The sequence below is a fragment of the Pseudomonas sp. GD03944 genome (genome assembly GCF_029839275.1).
Lineage (GTDB): Bacteria > Pseudomonadota > Gammaproteobacteria > Pseudomonadales > Pseudomonadaceae > Aquipseudomonas.
This window is the reverse complement of the sequence record NZ_JAOCAH010000020.1, coordinates 17,200-35,854: the sequence shown is the minus strand read 5'-3', so window position 1 is coordinate 35,854 and position 18,655 is coordinate 17,200. Positions and strand designations below refer to the sequence as shown.

Genomic DNA, 18,655 nt, shown 5'->3' with positions numbered 1-18,655 from the left:
TTTTTGATGAGCAAGGGACTGTTCCGGCGCCGGATGACGGCGCTGTTGCTGTGGACCCTGTCGCCCGCACTGCTGGCGGCCGACGCGCCCGAAGTCTTCACCGGCACGCTGGGCAGGGCGGCGATCGTGATCGAGCTCGATGTGCGCGATCCCGAGCGGGTCACGGGGCGTTACTTCTACCAGAAGTACCGCCACGACCTGGCCCTGGAGGGGCGCCTCGAGCATTCGCAGGTCAACCTGGTGGAAGGACGGGATCGCTATGACGATACGCCTCGTCCCGAGCTGGTCCTGCAGCGCGCCGCCGATGGGTGGGCGGGCGAGTGGATCGGGCCCGAGGGCAAGCGCCTCGACGTCAATCTGGTCCCGGCGGCCGTCGAGGCGCCACCGGCCGGCGCCGAGCCCTTCTGGTACCAGCTCCACGAAGAAGCGCCCTACGAGTTCCTGCGCCTCAGGGATTCGCCGCTGCAGCCGGGCAAGGTGCAGCGCTTCATGGGACACGACCTGCAGTGGTGGACGGAACCGGTTTCCGGCCTGACGTTGTTCGAAGTCGTGAGCGGCTACCCGCAGGCGCAACTGGACCTGATCAACCAGCAGCTGCGGCAGCGGCTTCGCCAGGAAATCATCAGCTACCACGCCTGCAAGCTGGGGGCGGGCGGTGACTGGGGCGAGTTCCAACAGACCGTGACCCCGGGGTTGTTATCGGCCGATCTCGTCAGCCTGAGCATCTTCACCAGCTACAGCTGCGGCGGCGCGCACCCCGACTTTGGCGATGCGCCGCTCACGCTGGATGCCCGGACAGGCGAGCCGCTGGGCCTGGAGGACCTGCTCTGGGTTGGTGAGGGCCCGGCCTTCCACTACGTGGAGTTGCGTGGCCGCACGAGCGTCAACTCGGTGGATTTCAACACCTACTCGCGCTACCGCAACGAGCATTTCGCGCCCTGGCTGGTCGAGCAGTGGCGGCGCATTGCGCCCGGCGAGCTGTCAGGTGCGGGGGATGCCGACCGCTGCGATTACAGCGACCCTGAGGTCTGGGACTACCCCAGCTGGTACCTCAATGACAAAGGCATCGTCTTCGATCCCGTCTTCGCGCGGGTCGACCGTACATGTGAGGGCCTCAAGTGGCCGGTGCTGCCCTACGCCGTGGTCAAAAAGCACCCCGGCCGCCTGCCACTGACGCTGCCTGACTGAGGCGGGTGTTGCACGGCGCGCCTCATCGGCATAGGATGCGCGCCTTCTCTCAACCGACAGCAAAGGAGGTTCATCATGCATTCCCTGATTACCCTTTGCAGGTCGCGCCTGGTTTGATCGCACGTTCCGCTACCCGCTAGCGGTCCCGCAACGCCCGGCCTTCGGCCTGCCAATCCAAGACATCTTCTGTTTCAACCCATCAGGATTGGACTATGGGCACTTGCATTCGCCATTTGTCCGACGGCATCGCCTTGATCGCCGCGGACGACACCTGGATCGAAGGAAAAGCGATCCAGCAACTTGAAACCACCGCACGCCTGCCGGGCATGCACCGGGTGGCCGGCATGCCGGACCTGCACCCGGGGCGCGGCTATCCGGTCGGCGCGGCGTTCTTTTCCGTGGGCCGGTTGTACCCGGCCCTGGTCGGCAACGACATCGGCTGCGGCATGGCGCTGTGGCGCACCGGTATCGCCACCGCCAAGCTGAACCTGGACAAGCTGGAGAAACGCCTCGGCAACCTCGACACGCTCCTGGACGACAGCTGGCAGGGGGCCGTGGCGGCCTTCGGCCTGCCACATTCGGGGCACGAGCGTTCCCTGGGCACCATCGGCGGCGGCAACCACTTCGCCGAGCTGCAGCAACTCGACACCTGCTACGACGCCGACGCGGTTGCCGCGCTCGGCATCGACCGCAAACACCTGCTGTTGCTGGTGCACAGCGGCTCGCGCGGGCTGGGCGAGGCGATCCTGCGCGAGCAGGTCGAGCTGTTCGGTCATCAGGGCCTGGAGGCAGGCAGCGAAGCGTGCACGCATTACCTGGCGCGGCATGACGGCGCCCTGCGTTTCGCCGAGGCCAACCGCCAACTGATCGCCCGGCGCATGCTCGACGCACTGCGCTGCGAGGGGGAGGCGCTGCTGGACATCAACCACAACCTGGTATCGCCTGCCGTCATCGGCAACCAGCACGGTTGGCTGCACCGCAAGGGCGCCACGCCGTCGGACCAGGGGCTGGTGGTGATCCCCGGCTCCCGGGGCGACTACAGCTACCTGGTGCAGCCGCTGGCGGACGAGCGCAGCCTGCTGTCGCTGGCCCACGGCGCCGGGCGCAAATAGGTGCGCAGCGAATGCAAGGACCGCCTCGCCGCTCGCTACAGCGTCGAGCAACTGGGCCGTACCGCGCTGGGCAGTCGGGTGATCTGTGCCGATCGCGCGCTGATCTACGAAGAAGCGCCCGAGGCGTACAAGGCCATCGATTCGGTGGTCGGCGCGCTGCGCGAAGCGGGCCTGGTGCGGGTACTGGCACGGCTCAAGCCGGTGCTGACCTACAAGACGCGGGGAGGGTGCTGCTGATGATCCTTCTCCAACTCTCGGCGGCCCAGGGGCCGGATGAATGCGCGCTGGCCGTGGCCAGGGCGCTGCACAGGCTGCAGGACGAAGCCCAGGCGCTGGGCGTCGGGGTGCAGGTGCTCGAACGGGAGCCAGGCCCACGCCAGGGCACCCTGCGTTCGGTGCTGCTGGCGCTGGAAGGCGGACAGGCCGACACGCTGGCGCAGGGGTGGCAGGGATCGCTGCAATGGATCTGCGTCAGCCCGTACCGGCCGACCCATGCTCGCAAGAACTGGTTCTTCGGCGGGGCGCGCTTCGCTGCACCGGCGGCTGAACTGGCCAGCGAGATCCGCTTCGAGACCCTGCGTTCGTCCGGCCCGGGCGGCCAGCACGTCAACACCACCGACTCGGCGGTGCGCGCCACCCACCTGGCCAGCGGCATCAGCGTCAAGGTGCAGAGCGAGCGCAGCCAGCACGCCAACAAGCGCCTGGCCCTGCTGCTGATCGGCCAGCGCCTGGCCCAACGCGAGCAGGAGGCCGGCATCGCCCTGCGTGCCGAGCGGCGCTTGTCCCACCACCAGGTGGAGCGGGGCAACCCGACGCGGGTGTTTCGCGGTGAGCGGTTCGAGCCGGGGTAACCGTGCAGAAACGAAAAACGGGGCCATCAGGCCCCGTTTTTTTGTCATCCCGCCAGGCTTATTGCCCTGGGATGTCCTTGCGCAGCTTGACCGGGTCGAGGTCGTCGACGTCCTTGCCTTCTGCCTTGCGGCGGGCAATGCGCATGCGGATGTTCAGCGCTTCGACGGCCAGGGAGAACGCCATGGCGAAGTAGACGTAGCCTTTCGGCACATGCACTTCGAAGGCTTCGGCGATCAGGACGGTACCGACCACGATCAGGAACGACAGCGCCAGCATCTTCAGCGACGGGTGACGGTCGATGAAGGCGCTGATGGTGCCGGCCGACAGCATCATCACCAGGACGGCGACGATGATCGCGGCGACCATGACCGGTACGTGATCGACCATGCCGACAGCGGTGATGACCGAGTCCAGGGAGAACACGATGTCGATGATGGCGATCTGGATGATGGTGCCGATGAAGTGCTTGGCCGCGCCTTTCGGGGCTTCGGCGCTTTCGTCTTCACCTTCCAGGCCGTGGTAGATCTCGCTGCTGCTCTTCCACAGAAGGAACAGGCCACCGAAGAACAGGATCAGGTCGCGGCCCGAGATGCCCTGGTCGAAGATGTGGAACAGGTCGGTGGTCAGACGCATGATCCAGGTGATGGACAGCAGCAACAGGATGCGCGTGACCATGGCCAGGGCCAGACCGAACATCCGGGTGCGTGCCTGCAGGTGAGGCGGCATGCGCCCGACCAGAATGGCGATCATGATGATGTTGTCGATGCCCAGGACGATTTCCAGAGCAGTCAGAGTCAAGAAGGCAACCCAGATTTCCGGGTTGGTCAGCCATTCCATAGAGGTTCCTTGCGAGTGATAGAACAGACTGGCGCCAGATACCGGCCAGGTGCCGGATTCTAACGCCAGTCGTGTGAAAATTTCGTCAAAATATGTGCGCTTCAGCTACCGAATAGCGGAAACGCACCCAGCACCAATGCAGTCACCATGATGGCCATGCACACCAGCACCGCCCACTTCAGGGTGAAGCGCTGCAGGTCGCCGAATTCGATCTTCGCCAGGCCGATCAGCAGGTAGGTCGAGGGCACCAGCGGGCTGAGCAGGTGCACCGGCTGGCCGACGATGGAGGCGCGGGCCATTTCCACGGCGCTGATGCCGTAGCCGGAGGCGGCCTGGTTCAGCACCGGGAGGATGCCGTAGTAGAAGGCGTCGTTGGACATGAAGAAGGTGAACGGCATGCTCACCAGCGCGGTGATCACCGCCAGGTGTGGGCCGAGTGCATCGGGGATGACCGCCAGCAGGCTCTTGGACATGGCATCGACCATGCCGGTGCCGCTGAGGATGCCGGTGAAGATGCCCGCCGCGAAGATCAGGCCGACCACTGCCAGGACGTTACCGGCGTGGGCCGCGATGCGCTCCTTCTGCTGCTGCAGGCAGGGGTAGTTGATGATCATGGCGATGCTGAAGGCGATCATGAACAGCACCGGCATCGGCAGCAGGCCGGCGATCAGGGTGGTCATCAGGCCCACGGTGAGCAGGGCGTTGATCCACAGCAGTTTGGGGCGACGCGCCTCGGGGAACTGCGACACGCTGATTTCTTCGTGGTTGACCTGCTCGTCCGGCAGGTGCAGCACGCCCAGGCGTTTGCGCTCACGCAGGCCATAGAGGTAGGCGACGCCGAACAGGACGATCGCGCCGAACACCATGGTCGGGATCATCGGCACGAACACGTCCGACGGATCGACGTGCAGGGCGCTGGCCGCGCGGGCGGTCGGGCCGCCCCACGGGGTCATGTTCATGATGCCGCCGGCCATGATGATCAGGCCGGCCATGATGGTCGGACTCATCTTCAGGCGGCTGTACAGCGGCAGCATGGCGCCGACGCAGATCATGTAGGTGGTGGAGCCGTCGCCGTCCAGAGACACGATCAGCGCCAGGGCCACGGTGCCGACGGCGACCTTCATCGGGTCGCCCTTGACCAGCCTGAGGATCAGGCGCACGGGCGGGTCGAACAGGCCCGAGTCGATCATCACCGCAAAGTAGAGGATGGCGAACATCAGCATCACGCCGGTGGGCGCGAGCTTGCTGATGCCCTCGAGCATCATCGGACCGATTTCGGTGGCGAACCCGCCGATTAGGGCGAACAGGATCGGGATGATGATCAGCGCGATCAGCGCCGACAGGCGCTTGCTCATGATCAGGAACATGAACGTCGAAACCATGGCGAAGCCAAGGAATGTCAGCATGGCAGTAGTCTCCAGAGGGGGCGGCGTGGGCTGAGTGGAATCAGCGCGAGGCCGTCGGCAGGTGGAGAGCGGGCATGGCTAGGGCGGGGAAACGGTTGCAGCGGCACATGGCAATCACCATCTTGTTGTTATCGGGATCGGCCGGTCGGATGCCGGCTATGCGCACATGCTAGGGGGCGAAGCTTTCAGCGAGCTTTCGCTGCGTGACGATGGCCACGCAGCGGATGAACGGTGGGATCAGGCCGCGATGCCTTGGATCAGTGTCAGGATGAGCACCAGGCTAGCGACGGCCAGCAGGGTCTGCAGGGTGATGATGCCGGCCATGAGCTGGCTGTCGCCGCCGAGCTGGCGGGTGAGCACGTAGGCGGTCGGCGCCGTGGGCAGGGCGAAGAACAGCACCAGCACGGTGCTTTCCATGGGCGGCAGGTTCAGGCCGTAGGCGACGGCCCACGCCAGTGCGGGCATGGCCAGCAGGCGCAGCAGGCTGTTCCAGGCCAGGGCCGGGACTTCACCGGTGAGCTGTTCGGGTTTCAGTGCCGCGCCCACGCACAGCAGGCCCAGGGGCAGGCTGGCGGCCGCCAGGAGGCTGAGCAGGCGATCGCTGCCACCCGGCAGGCCGAGGCCGCTGAGGTTGACCAGGGCGCCGCCGAGGCAGGCGAGGATCAGCGGGTTCTTGATGATCGGCAGCAGCAGGCTGCGGGCGCTCACGCCGCGCTCGGCGGTCAGCGACCAGACCGACAGCACGTTCACGGTTGGCACCATCAGCGCCAGCATCAGCGCGGCGAGGGTCAGGCCCTCCTGGCCGAACAGGCTGCCGACGGCGGCCAGCCCCAGGTAGGTGTTGAAGCGTAGAATGCCCTGGCTGAAGGCGCCGAAACGTCCGGCAGGCCAGCCACGCAGGCGCCTGACCAGGAGCAGGGCCAGCCAGCCGATGCCCAGCCCCAGCATCACCGCCAACGCCAGGCGCGGCAAGGCCGGGTTGTTCAGCGGTGCCTTGGCCAGGCTGCTGAACAGCAGGGCAGGAAACAGGATGAAGTAGTTGAGGCGCTCGGCACCGGGCCAGAACTCCTCGTTGGGAAAGGCGCGGCGGCGCAGGTAGTAGCCGGCAACGATCAAGGCGAACAATGGCCAGAGGGCCAGCAGCAGTTCTGTCACGGGGACCCCCGGTGGTGGTAGGCGTCTATCTTGGTCAGCGTTTGGCGAGCATGCAAGTCGTCAGGGTGGTGGGTAAATGCGCCGTGGCCAGGCGCTCGCCTTGGAGCGGGTGTTGCCGATGACGCATACTTGGTTCCCTTTCCTCTGCGGAGTACCCATGGACAAGCCCAAGAGCGGCACCCGGGTCGCCCAGGCCGATCGCAGTCGGGCAGCGATTCTCAAGGCCGCTGTCATCGTGTTCAGCCGCCAGGGTTATGCCGGAGCGCGTACCGAGCAGATCGCCAGCCTGGCCAAGTGCAACGAGCGGATGATCTTTTACTACTTCGGCAACAAGGATCAGCTGTTCGTCTGCGTGCTGGAGTCCATCTACGAGCGCTTCAATCGCGCCGAGGCGCGTCAGCGCTTCGACCTGAGCCGGCCCGAGGAGGCCGTGCGCCAGATGGTTACCTTCATTTGGGGCTATTACCTCAAGCACCCGGAATTCATCACCATTCTGGGCACGGAAAACCTGCTCAAGGGCGTGCACGCGCGCAAGTCCGGCAACCTGCGCGCGTTGTCCGGCAAGGCCGTCGGAGTCTTGCAGCCGATCATTCGGGCAGGGCAGGAGCAGGGGCTGTTCCGCGAGGATATCGAGCTCAATCACGTCTACCTGATGATTGCCTCGCTGTGCTACTTCTACAACTCCAACCTGCACACCCTCAGTTGCTTTCTCGACGATGGCCTGGCCACTGCCGAACAGAAGCAGCGTTGGCTGGATTTCATCTGCGACCTGGTGTTGCGCGGGCTACGCCGCGCGCAGGGATGATGGCGATCAGTGGCTGCCGGGGTTGGCGCGGATCTGCGCGACCTTTTCCAGCAGGCCGTTCCAGGCCGGTCGTTCGCTGGCGAAGCGGTGGCGTAGATAAGCGACCAGCTCTGCCACCTGGCGGTCACTGAAGCTGTCCTTGAAGGCTGGCATGTAGCCCAGCTCCGGGGTGGCGGGTTTGTCGATGCCATGCAGAATAACGTTCAGCAGGTTGTCCGGTATGGCGCTATGCACGTTGCTGTTGACGGCCATCGACGGGCTCACGCCGAACAGCTTGGGGCCGAGACCATCGCTGTGGCAGGCCTGGCAGGCGCCTTCGAACGTGCGCTGGCCGCGGGCCAGCGCCAGGGTATCGGGTGCATTGGCGGTGCTTGAGGTCGTTGTCTGCGGTGCGGGCGTATCGAGCGATATCAGGTAGTTGGCGATGGCCTGCACATCGCTTTTGGGCAACATCGCCAGTTCGGTGACCACTGGTCCCATGGGGCCTGCTGCCACGCCATGTCGCTCGGAAAAACCGCTGCTTAGGTAATCGCTGAGTTCGGCCTCCGTCCAGGGAATGGCGTTGCTGCGCAAGCCGTTGAGTGCTGGCGCTTCCCAACCGTCGACCATACCGCCGGCGAGAAACGACTGACCGCCTTTTTCCGCCCCCAGCAGGTTGCGTGGTGAGTGACAGGCCGCGCAGTGGCCCAGGCCGTTGACCAGGTAGGCGCCACGGTTCCACTGCTCGCTGCGCGTGGTATCGGCCTGGTATTCGCCACGCCCGAGAAACAGCGCGTTCCAGCCGGCCATCAGCGGGCGAATGTTGAACGGGAAGCTCATTCTGTTGGCCTGGGCTGGCTGCTTCACCGGCTCCTGCGACATCAGGTAGGCGTACAGCGCCTGCATGTCGGTATCGCTGATGTTGCGAAACGCTGTATAGGGAAACGCTGGGTACAGGTGGCGGCCATCGCGGCTGATGCCCTCGCGCATGGCACGTTCGAAGGCACCGAAGGACCAGGAGCCGATACCCGTTTCACGATCTGGGGTGATGTTGGTGCTGTACAGCGTGCCGAAGGGCGTATCCATGGCCAGCCCGCCGGCGTTGATGACGCCGTCCGGGGCGGTGTGGCAAACAGCGCAGTCGCCTGCGGCCGCCAGCAGTCGACCGCGCTCCAGGGTGGCGGCAGACCAGGTTCCCGATGGTGCTGGTGCCACCGGAGCGATTTCCGCACGCCAGGGCAGGGCGGTCGTCAGCAGCCCCAGCGTCGCGCCAAACACCCCAGCCAACCCGCCAAACCACCATTTTCCACGCTTGCTGGCGGCAGGTGTAGCTGGCGTTGCGGTGCCGCCTGCTTCGCCACCATTGAGTGCAGCGCGAACCCGCTCAGCGGTGATCGGCAACTCGCGAAAGCGCAGGCCGGTGGCGTCATAGATGGCATTGGCGATGGCGGCCGCGCTCGGCACCGAAGCCGATTCGCCGCTGCCCATCGGCGGCTCCGTTTGCCGTGGCATCATCATCACGTCGATGGCGGGCACTTCGGGAAAGGTCAGGATCGGGTAGGTGCCCCATTCTGTGCTGGCGACCCTGGACTCCTCGAACTGCACCTGTTCCTTGAGTACCCGGCTGGTGGACTGCACCACATTGCCGTGGATCTGATGACGCACGCCCTCCGGATTGATCATCATGCCCGCGTCGTGGCCAATCACCACGCGGGTAACCGCCACCTCGCCGGTACGCCTGTCTACTGCCACATCGGCGACCCAGGCCGCCCAGGCGGCGCCGAAGCCGGGAAACTTGCTGTGAATATAGCGGGCATAAGCGAAGCCGCGACCGCGCAGCACATCACCCTCGGCAGGCGTCTGCTGTGGCTGGGTTCTGGGTTGCCAGTCGGCGCGTTCGGCGGTGGCCTGAATCAGGTCTTTGGCGCGAGGGTCGTCCAGGTGCTGCAGCCGGTATTGCACGGGGTCTACCCCGGCGGCGAATGCCAGTTCGTCGATGTACGACTCGTGGGCGAAGCTGTTCGGCATGGCGGAAACGCCGCGCATCCAGGATGCACGCACCAGCGGCGCCATGTCGTTGATGGTGACGCGCATGTGCTCATAGTCGTACGGCGGGATCGAGGTGCGGTCTCCCATCTCGAACATCATCGGCAGCGGTTCGACACGGCCGGTGAGTAGCAGCGCCAGGGTCGGCGCGCCGTTTGACGGGTAGCTGGTCTGGAAGTCATAGGCGCTGATGCTGCCATCGGCGTTCAGGCCGCCATCCACCTCCATCAATTGGGCCGTGCCCTTGGGCTCCCACACATGCTCCTGCTCGCGGGTCAGCTGAACCCGCACTGGCTTGCCCACCGCCCGTGACAGCAACAGGGCGTCGGCGCACACATCGTCGGCGCAGTTGCGCCCATAGCAACCCGCCGCTTCCATGCGGATCACTTCAATCTGGTTCTCATCGCACTCCAGCAGCCAGGCCAGATCGGCGCGTAACAGATGGGGGTTCTGCGTACCCGACCAGACCCGCGAGTGTTGTTCCTGATAATCGGCCAGGGCGCAGGACGGGCCGATCGAGGCGTGCAACTGGTACGGCCACAGATAACTGCGGGTCAGGCGTTGATCGGCATTGGCCAATGCATGCTCGACGTCACCCTTGTCCAGCACGGTGCGGACGATGCGCGGGTTATCGCGGATTGCCTGGGCCACATCGCACATGTCGGGCAGCTTGTGCGTCCAGGGTTTCCACTCGATCTTCAACTGCTGCGCGGCGCGAATGGCCTGTTCCTCACGTTCGGCGACCACGCCGACGAAGTCGCGAATCACCACCACGGCGACGATGCCGGGGATGTCGGCGATGGAGCTTTCGTCGACCGATAACAGGCTGTTGCCGACGAACTCGCCGCTGTCGTAGCCGGCGTACGGTGGGCGCACCACGCGACCATGCAGCATGCCGGGCAAGCGCATGTCGTGGACGTAGGTGAGTTCGCCGGTGGCCTTGGCCGGGATATCCACACGCGCTGCGCCCTGGCCGACCAGGCGGTATTCGCTCGCCGGTTTGAGGGGCGCGTCGCCGCTGATGTGCAGGCGGATGTGCTGGCCGGCGACCAGTTCGCCGAAGCTCAACTGGCGACCGTCGGGGTGGCGGAAGTGGCCGCCTTCCAGGATGAGCTGCTCGCTGCCGGTCTGCCAGCGCTCGCTGGCCAGTTGGCTCAGGTGCCGCCGCGCCTCGGCGGCGGCATTACGCAGCGGTATGGCGCTGATCTGGATGGTGGCGCTGGCGATGGTAGCGCCCTGGTTGGGCGCGCGTTCGGTGTCACCGAGCACCATTTCCACCTGTTCCAGATCCAGGTTCAGTTCCTCGGCGACGATTTGCGCCAACGACGTGCGGATGCCGGTGCCCAGGTCGACGTGGCCGTTGAAGGCGTACACCTGGTCTTCGCCGGTGATGGCCAGGAACAAACCCAGCTCCCTGGGCTTGGCTTCGGGAATCTGGCCCTTGGGCATGGGGCCGGAGGGCGGCTGGATGGTATCGACTACCAGCAGTACATCCTGGCGTTCGAGCCATTGGTCACGAGTCAGGCGCATGGGGTTTCTCCGTGCGGGGCGGCCGGGCGGCCAGCGGCGCGCAGGGCCGCGCGCATGATTTCAACATGGGTGCCGCAGCGACACAGGTTCGCCGAGAGCTCGTTGCGCAGTTGTGCGTCGCTGGGATTGGGGTTGCGATCGAGCAGGGCCTTGATGGTCATGATCATGCCGTTGAGGCAATAGCCGCACTGTGCCGCCTGCTCGGTGATGAAGGCCTGCTGCACCGGATGGGGCCGTTCGCGGCAGCCCAGACCTTCAAGGGTGGTCACCGAGCGGCCAGCGGCACCGGCCACGGGGAACACGCAGGAGCGAGTGGCGCGGCCATCGACGATGACTGTGCAGGCGCCACACTCACCGAGGCCACAGCCGTACTTGGGGCCGTTGAGGGCGAGGTCGTTGCGCAGGATGTACAGCAGCGGAGTCTGGGGTTCGGCGCTCAGTTGCACCGTTCTCCCGTTCACCAGCAGGGTCAGGTTCTTTTCCATGGGATGCCTTGCTTTGCCGTTGGCCCAAGTCCCGTCGTTACCGTTGTACTCAGGGCAAGGGGATTTTGTTCATTAAGTGCTTACTACATGAAGTGCGTATTCATGTACGCAAGGAACGGGCCATTGACGAGGCGGCAGGAGGTAATGTCGGTAGGCGTTTGCTCATGTACGCCACGCAAGGTGGCAAGAGCGAGCGTTCGATGAGCTGTATTGGGCGGCGGATCAGACCTTCGGCCCCGGGATACGCCTGCGGCTGGTCGCGCTACGTTCTACGGTGTGAAAGGCGGGGACTGGCACGCGACTTTGGTGGGCTGAAGCCCACCCTACGGTGATCGAGGATGCGCTGTAGGGTGGGCTTCAGCCCACCAAATTGGCCACGCGCACCGCGATAAGATCGAGATCAGGCTTATGGGCAGTCTGATCCCGTCTGCGTCAGTGGTGTGGCCGGGGGGTCATTCGTTGTTGTCGTTCATCTTGCGCAGCAGGTAGAGGATGGCGATACGCTCGCCTGGGTTGAGGCTGCCCATGGTTAGCTCGCTGATCTGCTGGGCACAGGGAATCATCTCGGTCAGCAGGGCCTGGCCAGTGCTGGTGAGCTCGACGATGATCTTGCGTCGGTCATCCGGGTCTGGTGACAGGGCGACCAGGCCTCGAGCCTTCAGGCGCTCGACGATGCCGCGGATGGTGGCCTGATCGACGGCGGTGGCCTTGATCAGTTCGGCCTGGGAGCTGGGGCCGTGATCCTGCAGGGCGCATAGGGTGACGAATTGGATGGAGGTGAGCTGAGCGTCGCAGGCGTTCTGCTGGAAGATCGCCGTATGGCGTTGGTAGGCCTTGCGCAGCAGGTGACCGATCTGCTCGGTCACTTGATAGTTGTCTGCTGGAAAATCTTCGGTCGACATGGGAAGGGTTCGGTTCGAGGCGCAGTGTGTCGAGTATAACCGTGTAGCGTTGCGGCGTGTCTGGTTGTAGGGGAGCAGCGCTGGATGCTCCCCTACGCGGGTCAGCTGGCTCTGGAGGCTTCGGGATACACCACGTCGCCGGCCAGTACCACGGCCTGATCATCCAGGTAGATGTCGCAGTTGCGCAGCGGGATGTCCAAGTGGCACGGCGTCTTGCGGGTGCCGCCCACTTCGGTGTTCGGGCCGGTGGAGAACAGGAAGTTACCGTAAAAGGCGCGGGCGTCCATGCACATGCCGTCGTTGCGGTCGTGCAGGCCCATGGCTGTCCACTGGGCACGAGGCTGCAGGCCCCAGCCGATGTGGGAGATACCGTAGACCTCGGGGTCCTTGAAGTACTTCAGGTAGTCGCGCAGGTATTCGGCTTCGAATCCACCGTGGATGCGGGTGATGAACCCCTTGTCGATCTCCAGCGTGATGCGCTCGCGGCAGTAGTTCTTGAACGGCAGCAGGATGTCGCCGATGTCGAGCACCAGGGTGCCCTGGGCACTTTCTTCGTTCGGCCAGCTGAACAGAAACCCGCTGGGCCAGTGATCCCAGCGCCCGGGTTCGTCGGCGAAACCGTATTCGGTCACCGCTGGGTACTGTCCCAGGTCGGCATGGAAGTCGCTGCCGGCAGCGGATTTCACGTGCAGGCTGCGCGCCTGCTTGAGCAGGGTCTCGCTGGCCAGTACGCGACGTTTGTCCTCCTCGCTGGGCAGCATACGCGCCAGCACTTCGGGTGGCTCCACCGCCAGCAGGATGCGAGTGCCGGTCTTGAGTATCTGTTCCTGCTCCGGTGAGTGCAGCAGCATCATGGTATCGACGATCAGGTCGGCGGCCTCCAGGGCGCGCTGTGCGGCCAGGTTGCCGGTCAGCGCGGTATCGCCGCAGTAGGCCGTCATGTCGTTACCCATCGCCCGCGGATGGTTGAAGGACGGCAGCTCTACCGCATACACCTTGGCCTTCAGGCGCTGCGCGGCATCCATCGCTGCGCGCACGGTGCGCGGGTTCGAGTAATGACTCTTGAGAATGGCGACGCTCTGGGTCGCGTCGACCCTGGACAGGGTCAGCACCTGTTCGAACATCTGGGTCAGTTCGCTATCACTTACCGGCATGACATGCCTCCTGGTGGGTGTGAAGGGACTGCACCGACTTGGTGTGTCGCGCTGCATTTCGGTGCGTTTTTAAAGAGTGTGCACTCTATTTGGATAGATAAAACACCAAGCAAAAGCAGTTGGCAAGGTTCTTGGTGTTACGTTACCGATCTACACAATCCCCATTAGTAAGCGGCTTGATCTTGTTTGTGAGATTCAAACAGCTGTTTTTTAAAAAATCGACAAGGCCTCTTCACTTTTTAAAATTACAGTGCATACACTGTAATCGTCTGGCGGGATATCCCGCATGGTCGTACCCAAGAAGAGGAGACATGCCCATGGGGGCTCAGCAGAAAATTGCCATCGTCGGCGCCGGTCTGGGAGGCGCGGCTGCCGCCACCTTGTTGCAGCAGGCAGGGTTTGAAGTCACCGTCTACGAACAGTCACCGGAGTTCTCCCGACTAGGGGCCGGTATTCACGTCGGGCCGAACGTGATGAAGATCTTCCGGCGCATGGGGCTGGAGAAGCCACTCGAGGAAATGGGCTCGCATCCTGATTTCTGGCATAGCCGCGACGGCCAGTCAGGGGAGTATCTGTCGCGCATTCCGTTGGGTGAGTTCGCTCGTCGCGAGTACGGCGCGTCCTATATCACCGTTCATCGTGGCGACATGCATGTCTTGCAGATGGACAGCATCGCGCCGGGCTCGGTGCAGTTCGGCAAGAAGCTGGAGCGCATCGTCGATGAAGGCGATCAGGTGCGCCTGAGCTTCACCGATGGCACCGAAGCTACCGCCGATATCGTCATCGGTGCCGATGGCATTCATTCGAAGATACGCGAGGAGCTGCTGGGTGCCGAATCGCCCATCTACAGCGGTTGGGTCGCGCACCGTGCGTTGATTCGCGGTGAAAGCCTGGTCCGTCACGCCGATCTGTTCGAGCCTTGTGTGAAGTGGTGGACGGATGATCGTCACCTGATGGTCTATCACACCACCGGCAAGCGTGATGAGTACTACTTCGTCTCGGGAGTGCCGCATGAGGCCTGGGACTTCCAGGGCAACTATGTCGACAGCAGCCAGGAAGAAATGCTGGCCGCGTTCGAGGGCTATCACCCCACGGTGCAGAAGCTGATCCGCTCCGCCGAGGACATTACCAAGTGGCCACTGCGCAATCGCAACCCGCTGCCGCTGTGGAGCCGTGGTCGTCTGGTGTTGCTGGGCGATGCCTGCCACCCGATGAAGCCGCACATGGCGCAAGGTGCCGGCATGGCGATCGAGGATGCGGCGATGCTTACCCGCTGTCTGCAGGAAACCGGGTTATCGGATTTCCGCACGGCTTTCGAACTCTATGAGACCAATCGCAAGGAACGTGCATCGCGTGTGCAGGCGGTCTCCAATGCCAACACGTTCCTGCGTACTCAGGAAGATCCTGCCTGGGTTTACGGCTATGACGTCTACGCCCATCCGCTGAAAAGCGGGGTAACGGCATGAGCACCCTGATTGGCGGCGGAAACGTGCAAGCCAACGGCATCCGCCAGCACTACCTGCGTTACGGCGGGCAGGGCCCGGTGCTGGTGCTGGTGCCCGGCATCACCAGCCCGGCCATTACCTGGGGTTTTGTTGGCGAGGTGCTGGGGCGTCAGTTCGATACTTATATCCTCGATGTGCGTGGCCGTGGCCTGTCGTCGAGCGGTCCGCAACTGGCCTATGACACCGACACCTGTGCTACGGACATTCTCGCTTTCACTGCGGCGCTGGGATTGACGCGGTATAGCCTGCTTGGACACTCGATGGGTGCGCGCTTCGCCGTTCGCGCCGCTGCTCTAGGTGCTCCCGGGCTGGAGCGCTTGGTGCTGATCGACCCACCGGTGTCCGGCCCCGGCCGGCGCGCCTATCCGAGCAAGCTGCCCTGGTACGTCGACTCGATTCGCCAGGCCGAGCAGGGCATGGATGCCGAGGCGATGAAAGCCTTCTGCCCAACCTGGAGCCTGGCGCAACTGCAACTGCGCGCCGAGTGGCTGCACACCTGCTTTGAACCAGCCATCGTGCAGGCTTTCGAGGAGTTCCACACGGTGGACATTCACCAGCATCTGCCGGCCGTGCAGCAGCCCACGCTGCTGATGGTCGCGGGGCGTGGTGGTGTCATCGAGCCGGCCGACGAAGTCGAGCTGCGCGAACTGAAAACCGACCTGCAGGTCGCTCGCGTCGCGGATGCAGGACACATGATCCCTTGGGACGATCTCGAGGGGTTCTTCGCTGCCTTCGGCGACTTTCTCGGTCAGCCGATTCGCCAGGGGATTCAGCCATGAACAGGCTCTACCGTATCGGCCAGATCGTGCCGAGCTCCAATACCACCATGGAAACCGAAATCCCGGCGATGCTGCTGGCACGCCAGGCCATTCGCCCGGAGCGCTTCACCTTTCACTCGGCGCGCATGCGCATGAAACAGGTGAAGAAGGAAGAACTGGCGGCCATGGATGCCGAGTCGGATCGCTGCGCGCTGGAGTTGTCCGACGCCCAGGTCGACGTGCTGGGTTACGCCTGCCTGGTGGCGATCATGGCCATGGGATTGGGCTATCACCGCCAGTCCGAGCGGCGCCTGCGCCAGGTAACGGTCGACAACGACGCCAATTCGCCAGTGGTCACCAGTGCCGGCGCCCTGGTTGAAGCGCTCAAGGTCATGCAGGCCAAGCGTATCGCCATTGTCGCGCCGTACATGAAGCCGTTGACCGAACTGGTGGTCAACTACATCCGCGAGGAAGGTTTCGAGGTGGTCGACTGGCGTGCCCTGGAAATCCCCGACAACCTCGATGTGGCCCGCCATGATCCGGCCAACCTGCCAGGCATCGTTGCCAGCATGAACCTGGAGGGGGTCGACGTGGTGGTGCTTTCCGCCTGCGTACAGATGCCCTCGCTGGCGGCGGTCGCCAAGGTCGAGGCGCAAACCGGCAAGCCGGTGGTGACTGCGGCCATTGCCACCACCTACGCCCTGCTCAAGGCGCTGGATCTGGAACCGGTTGTACCGGGCGCCGGCGCGCTGTTGTCCGGTGCTTACTGAGGAAATGGCCATGCAGGAGCAAAGCCTGAGCGACAACTACCAGGGCGTGTGGGGGCAGCGCATCGGTTTCGGCAGCCGTCCCGCCCTGCTGATGATCGACTTCATGCAGGCCTACACCACGCCGGGTGCTCCTTTATATGCACCGGGTGTGGTTGCGGCGGTGGGGCAGTCGGTGGCGCTGTTGGCAGGTGCGCGCCGCGCCGGTATTGCAGTGGTGCACAGCAATATCCGCTACTTGGCCAACGACTGTGTCGATGGGGGCATGTGGGTGCGTAAGGCGCCGGTGATGAAGGCCATGATCGAGGGCAACCCGCTCGCCGAGTTCTGTCCGCAGGTGGTTCCGCAGCCAGGCGAGCAGGTTCTGACCAAGCAGTACGCCAGTGTGTTTTTCGGCACGAGCCTGGCTTCTCAGCTGCACGCGCAGGGCGTCGACACATTGCTTATGGCCGGCTGCTCGACCAGTGGCTGCATCCGCGCCAGCGCAGTTGACGGCGTGCAGCACGGCTTTCGAACCATCGTTGTGCGCGACTGCGTAGGTGACCGGCACCAGGCACCACACGAAGCCAACCTCTTCGACATCGATAGTAAATACGGCGATGTGGTGGGGCTGAAGGAGGCCCTGGCTTATCTCGCTCAACTGTCTGCGTGAATACCCAATAAGGAATCTGCGGTACGCCGTTTTTTCCACTGGCCATCCTCGTGCGGGATGGCTGCCACGCCCATGGTGTGGCACTGACGCTGCCTTGGACGGTCGCCAGTTGGTGACGCCTGGGTGCGTCGACAACTGCTGGCCTCAACAAAAATCACAAGTCACCGCCAGGAGACAACGCAATGTCTTACGTACCCAACACCAGCACTGCCCTGGGCAGTGCGACCGACAGTACCCGCGAGCTGTATCGCAAAGTGACCTGGAGGCTGATCCCCTTCCTGTGTTTCTGCTACCTCGCCGCCTACCTGGATCGCATCAACGTCGGCTTCGCCAAGCTGCAGATGCTCGACGATCTGCAATTCAGCGAGGCCGCTTTCGGACTCGGCGCCGGTCTGTTTTTCGTCGGATACATCATCTTCGAGGTTCCCAGCAACCTGATACTGGAACGGGTTGGTGCCAAGGTCTGGATCGCCCGAATCATGATCACTTGGGGCGTGCTGTCGGGCTGCACCATGTTCGTCACCACCACCACGGAGTTCTACATCATCCGCTTTCTGCTGGGGGCTGCGGAAGCGGGCTTCCTGCCGGGGGTGCTGTACTACCTGACGACTTGGTACCCGACCTACCGGCGTGGCCGGATCATTGCGCTGTTCATGATCGGCCTGCCGCTTTCCAGTGTCATCGGTGGACCGCTTTCTGGCTGGATCATGGACTACTTCGATCAGATGCACGGTCTGCGCGGTTGGCAGTGGCTGTTCTTCCTGGAGGCCATTCCCAGCGTACTGCTGGGCATCCTGACCTTCTGGGTATTGCCCAATCGCTTCAACGAGGCCAAGTGGCTCAGTGCCGATGAAAAAGCGCGGTTGGCCAGCGACCTGGCGGCCGACGACGCGGAAGGCAAGGGCAGCAAGCACAGCTTCCGTGATGGCTTCTTCAACCTCAAGGTGTGGATGCTCGGTGGTATCGACTTTTCCATCCTGCTCAGTGCCTATGCCATGGGCTTCTGGATGCCGACGTTTATCCGTAATACCGGTGTCATGGATACCTTCCACATCGGGCTGCTGACGGCAATACCAAGCCTTGCCGCACTCGCTGGCATGCTGTTGATTGGCGCCAGTTCCGATCGCCATCGCGAGCGCCGCTGGCACATCATCGTGCCGTTCATCATCGGCGCCATCGCCATGGCCAGCAGTACCATCTTCAGTCACAACCTGGTGATGACGGTGGTCCTGTTCTCCATTGCTTCGGCAGCGATCATCGGCTCCGTGCCCGTGTTCTTCAGCTTGCCGGCGACCTTTCTCAAGGGCACGGCAGCGGCCACCGGTTTCGCCCTGGCCTGCTCGTTGGCCAATATCGCCGGTCTGGTGAGCAACTCGCTGATGGGCCTGGTTACCGACCTGACCGGTACTGCCCACGCGGCGTTGTGGTTCTTCGCCGGCTGCCTGTTGCTCAGCTGTTTCCTGGTGATTGCGCTACCGGCCAAGCTGGTTAATCGCTAAGCACGCAGCACTCCTGGTTTGCC

The 18,655-nt window shown here is 63.8% G+C and carries 15 protein-coding genes and 1 pseudogene; 9 read left to right on the top strand and 7 right to left on the bottom strand.

What is annotated here, in order from left to right:
• Nucleotides 1-6 precede the first annotated feature (6 nt).
• The 3 genes and pseudogenes from N5C28_RS22490 to prfH all read left to right on the top strand — a co-directional run bounded on the left by N5C28_RS22490 (nt 7) and on the right by prfH (nt 3,151).
• Entirely contained in the window at nt 7-1,188 is a 1,182-nt protein-coding gene (locus N5C28_RS22490) for a hypothetical protein (RefSeq protein WP_279825585.1), read from the top strand.
• A 212-nt stretch (nt 1,189-1,400) separates the two neighbouring features.
• Nucleotides 1,401-2,537 (top strand): annotated as a pseudogene (locus tag N5C28_RS22485) (RNA ligase RtcB family protein).
• Nucleotides 2,537-3,151, top strand: a complete 615-nt coding sequence (prfH, locus tag N5C28_RS22480; RefSeq protein ID WP_279825584.1) for a peptide chain release factor H — start codon at nt 2,537-2,539, stop codon at nt 3,149-3,151. The pseudogene N5C28_RS22485 and the gene prfH overlap by 1 nt, the downstream one beginning before the upstream one ends.
• Before the next feature lie 58 nt (nt 3,152-3,209).
• Here prfH and N5C28_RS22475 read toward each other — a convergent pair whose 3' ends face one another.
• From N5C28_RS22475 to N5C28_RS22465, 3 genes are all read right to left on the bottom strand, one after another.
• Nucleotides 3,210-3,989: a TerC family protein gene (locus N5C28_RS22475; RefSeq protein WP_279825583.1), complete on the bottom strand. Its 780-nt coding sequence runs from the start codon at nt 3,987-3,989 to the stop codon at nt 3,210-3,212.
• 101 nt (nt 3,990-4,090) lie between these two features.
• On the bottom strand, nt 4,091-5,395 hold the full coding sequence (locus tag N5C28_RS22470; RefSeq protein WP_279825582.1) for a CitMHS family transporter: 1,305 nt from the start codon (nt 5,393-5,395) through the stop codon (nt 4,091-4,093).
• A 237-nt stretch (nt 5,396-5,632) separates the two neighbouring features.
• Nucleotides 5,633-6,550, bottom strand: coding sequence for an AEC family transporter (locus N5C28_RS22465; RefSeq protein ID WP_279825581.1), 918 nt, complete (start codon nt 6,548-6,550; stop codon nt 5,633-5,635).
• Between the two features lie 157 nt (nt 6,551-6,707).
• On the opposite strand from N5C28_RS22465, the gene N5C28_RS22460 reads away from it, so the two are divergent.
• Nucleotides 6,708-7,355 (top strand): TetR/AcrR family transcriptional regulator, encoded by a 648-nt coding sequence (locus tag N5C28_RS22460; RefSeq protein ID WP_279825580.1) that lies wholly within the window; start codon nt 6,708-6,710, stop codon nt 7,353-7,355.
• 6 nt (nt 7,356-7,361) lie between these two features.
• On the opposite strand, the gene N5C28_RS22455 is transcribed toward N5C28_RS22460, so the two are convergent.
• The 4 genes from N5C28_RS22455 to N5C28_RS22440 form a co-directional block, all read right to left on the bottom strand.
• On the bottom strand, nt 7,362-10,910 hold the full coding sequence (locus tag N5C28_RS22455) for a molybdopterin cofactor-binding domain-containing protein (RefSeq protein WP_279825579.1): 3,549 nt from the start codon (nt 10,908-10,910) through the stop codon (nt 7,362-7,364).
• On the bottom strand, nt 10,901-11,395 hold the full coding sequence (locus tag N5C28_RS22450) for a 2Fe-2S iron-sulfur cluster-binding protein (protein WP_279825578.1): 495 nt from the start codon (nt 11,393-11,395) through the stop codon (nt 10,901-10,903). The genes N5C28_RS22455 and N5C28_RS22450 overlap by 10 nt, the downstream gene beginning before the upstream one ends.
• A gap of 452 nt (nt 11,396-11,847) precedes the next feature.
• On the bottom strand, nt 11,848-12,297 hold the full coding sequence (locus tag N5C28_RS22445) for a MarR family winged helix-turn-helix transcriptional regulator (protein WP_279825577.1): 450 nt from the start codon (nt 12,295-12,297) through the stop codon (nt 11,848-11,850).
• Between the two features lie 101 nt (nt 12,298-12,398).
• On the bottom strand, nt 12,399-13,451 hold the full coding sequence (locus N5C28_RS22440) for a 2,5-dihydroxypyridine 5,6-dioxygenase (protein ID WP_279825576.1): 1,053 nt from the start codon (nt 13,449-13,451) through the stop codon (nt 12,399-12,401).
• A gap of 317 nt (nt 13,452-13,768) precedes the next feature.
• Between N5C28_RS22440 and N5C28_RS22435 the strand changes: the two genes are divergently transcribed.
• From N5C28_RS22435 to N5C28_RS22415, 5 genes are all read left to right on the top strand, one after another.
• A complete protein-coding gene (locus tag N5C28_RS22435) occupies nt 13,769-14,917 on the top strand; it encodes an FAD-dependent monooxygenase (protein ID WP_279825575.1) in 1,149 nt (382 codons plus the stop codon).
• A complete protein-coding gene (locus N5C28_RS22430; protein ID WP_279825574.1) occupies nt 14,914-15,735 on the top strand; it encodes an alpha/beta hydrolase in 822 nt (273 codons plus the stop codon). Before N5C28_RS22435 ends, N5C28_RS22430 begins: the two co-directional genes overlap by 4 nt.
• Nucleotides 15,732-16,484, top strand: a complete 753-nt coding sequence (locus N5C28_RS22425) for an Asp/Glu racemase (protein ID WP_279825573.1) — start codon at nt 15,732-15,734, stop codon at nt 16,482-16,484. Before N5C28_RS22430 ends, N5C28_RS22425 begins: the two co-directional genes overlap by 4 nt.
• 10 nt (nt 16,485-16,494) lie before the next feature.
• The gene (locus N5C28_RS22420; RefSeq protein ID WP_279825572.1) at nt 16,495-17,133 is read left to right on the top strand and encodes an N-carbamoylsarcosine amidohydrolase; all 639 of its coding nucleotides are present in this window, start codon (nt 16,495-16,497) and stop codon (nt 17,131-17,133) included.
• A 182-nt stretch (nt 17,134-17,315) separates the two neighbouring features.
• Complete coding sequence (locus N5C28_RS22415) at nt 17,316-18,632, top strand: MFS transporter (protein ID WP_279825571.1); 1,317 nt, start codon at nt 17,316-17,318, stop codon at nt 18,630-18,632.
• Nucleotides 18,633-18,655: the final 23 nt, after the last annotated feature.

Excerpts from the sequence above, each read along its gene's own strand:
- N5C28_RS22460 (WP_279825580.1), top strand. The coding sequence starts at position 6,708 with ATGGACAAGCCCAAGAGCGGCACCCGGGTCGCCCAGGCCGATCGCAGT.
- N5C28_RS22450 (WP_279825578.1), bottom strand. The coding sequence starts at position 11,395 with ATGGAAAAGAACCTGACCCTGCTGGTGAACGGGAGAACGGTGCAACTG.
- N5C28_RS22490 (WP_279825585.1), top strand. The coding sequence starts at position 7 with ATGAGCAAGGGACTGTTCCGGCGCCGGATGACGGCGCTGTTGCTGTGG.
- N5C28_RS22415 (WP_279825571.1), top strand. The coding sequence starts at position 17,316 with ATGTCTTACGTACCCAACACCAGCACTGCCCTGGGCAGTGCGACCGAC.
- N5C28_RS22420 (WP_279825572.1), top strand. The coding sequence starts at position 16,495 with ATGCAGGAGCAAAGCCTGAGCGACAACTACCAGGGCGTGTGGGGGCAG.
- N5C28_RS22475 (WP_279825583.1), bottom strand. The coding sequence starts at position 3,989 with ATGGAATGGCTGACCAACCCGGAAATCTGGGTTGCCTTCTTGACTCTG.
- prfH (WP_279825584.1), top strand. The coding sequence starts at position 2,537 with ATGATCCTTCTCCAACTCTCGGCGGCCCAGGGGCCGGATGAATGCGCG.
- N5C28_RS22425 (WP_279825573.1), top strand. The coding sequence starts at position 15,732 with ATGAACAGGCTCTACCGTATCGGCCAGATCGTGCCGAGCTCCAATACC.
- N5C28_RS22430 (WP_279825574.1), top strand. The coding sequence starts at position 14,914 with ATGAGCACCCTGATTGGCGGCGGAAACGTGCAAGCCAACGGCATCCGC.
- N5C28_RS22455 (WP_279825579.1), bottom strand. The coding sequence starts at position 10,910 with ATGCGCCTGACTCGTGACCAATGGCTCGAACGCCAGGATGTACTGCTG.
- N5C28_RS22435 (WP_279825575.1), top strand. The coding sequence starts at position 13,769 with ATGGGGGCTCAGCAGAAAATTGCCATCGTCGGCGCCGGTCTGGGAGGC.
- N5C28_RS22445 (WP_279825577.1), bottom strand. The coding sequence starts at position 12,297 with ATGTCGACCGAAGATTTTCCAGCAGACAACTATCAAGTGACCGAGCAG.
- N5C28_RS22440 (WP_279825576.1), bottom strand. The coding sequence starts at position 13,451 with ATGCCGGTAAGTGATAGCGAACTGACCCAGATGTTCGAACAGGTGCTG.
- N5C28_RS22470 (WP_279825582.1), bottom strand. The coding sequence starts at position 5,395 with ATGCTGACATTCCTTGGCTTCGCCATGGTTTCGACGTTCATGTTCCTG.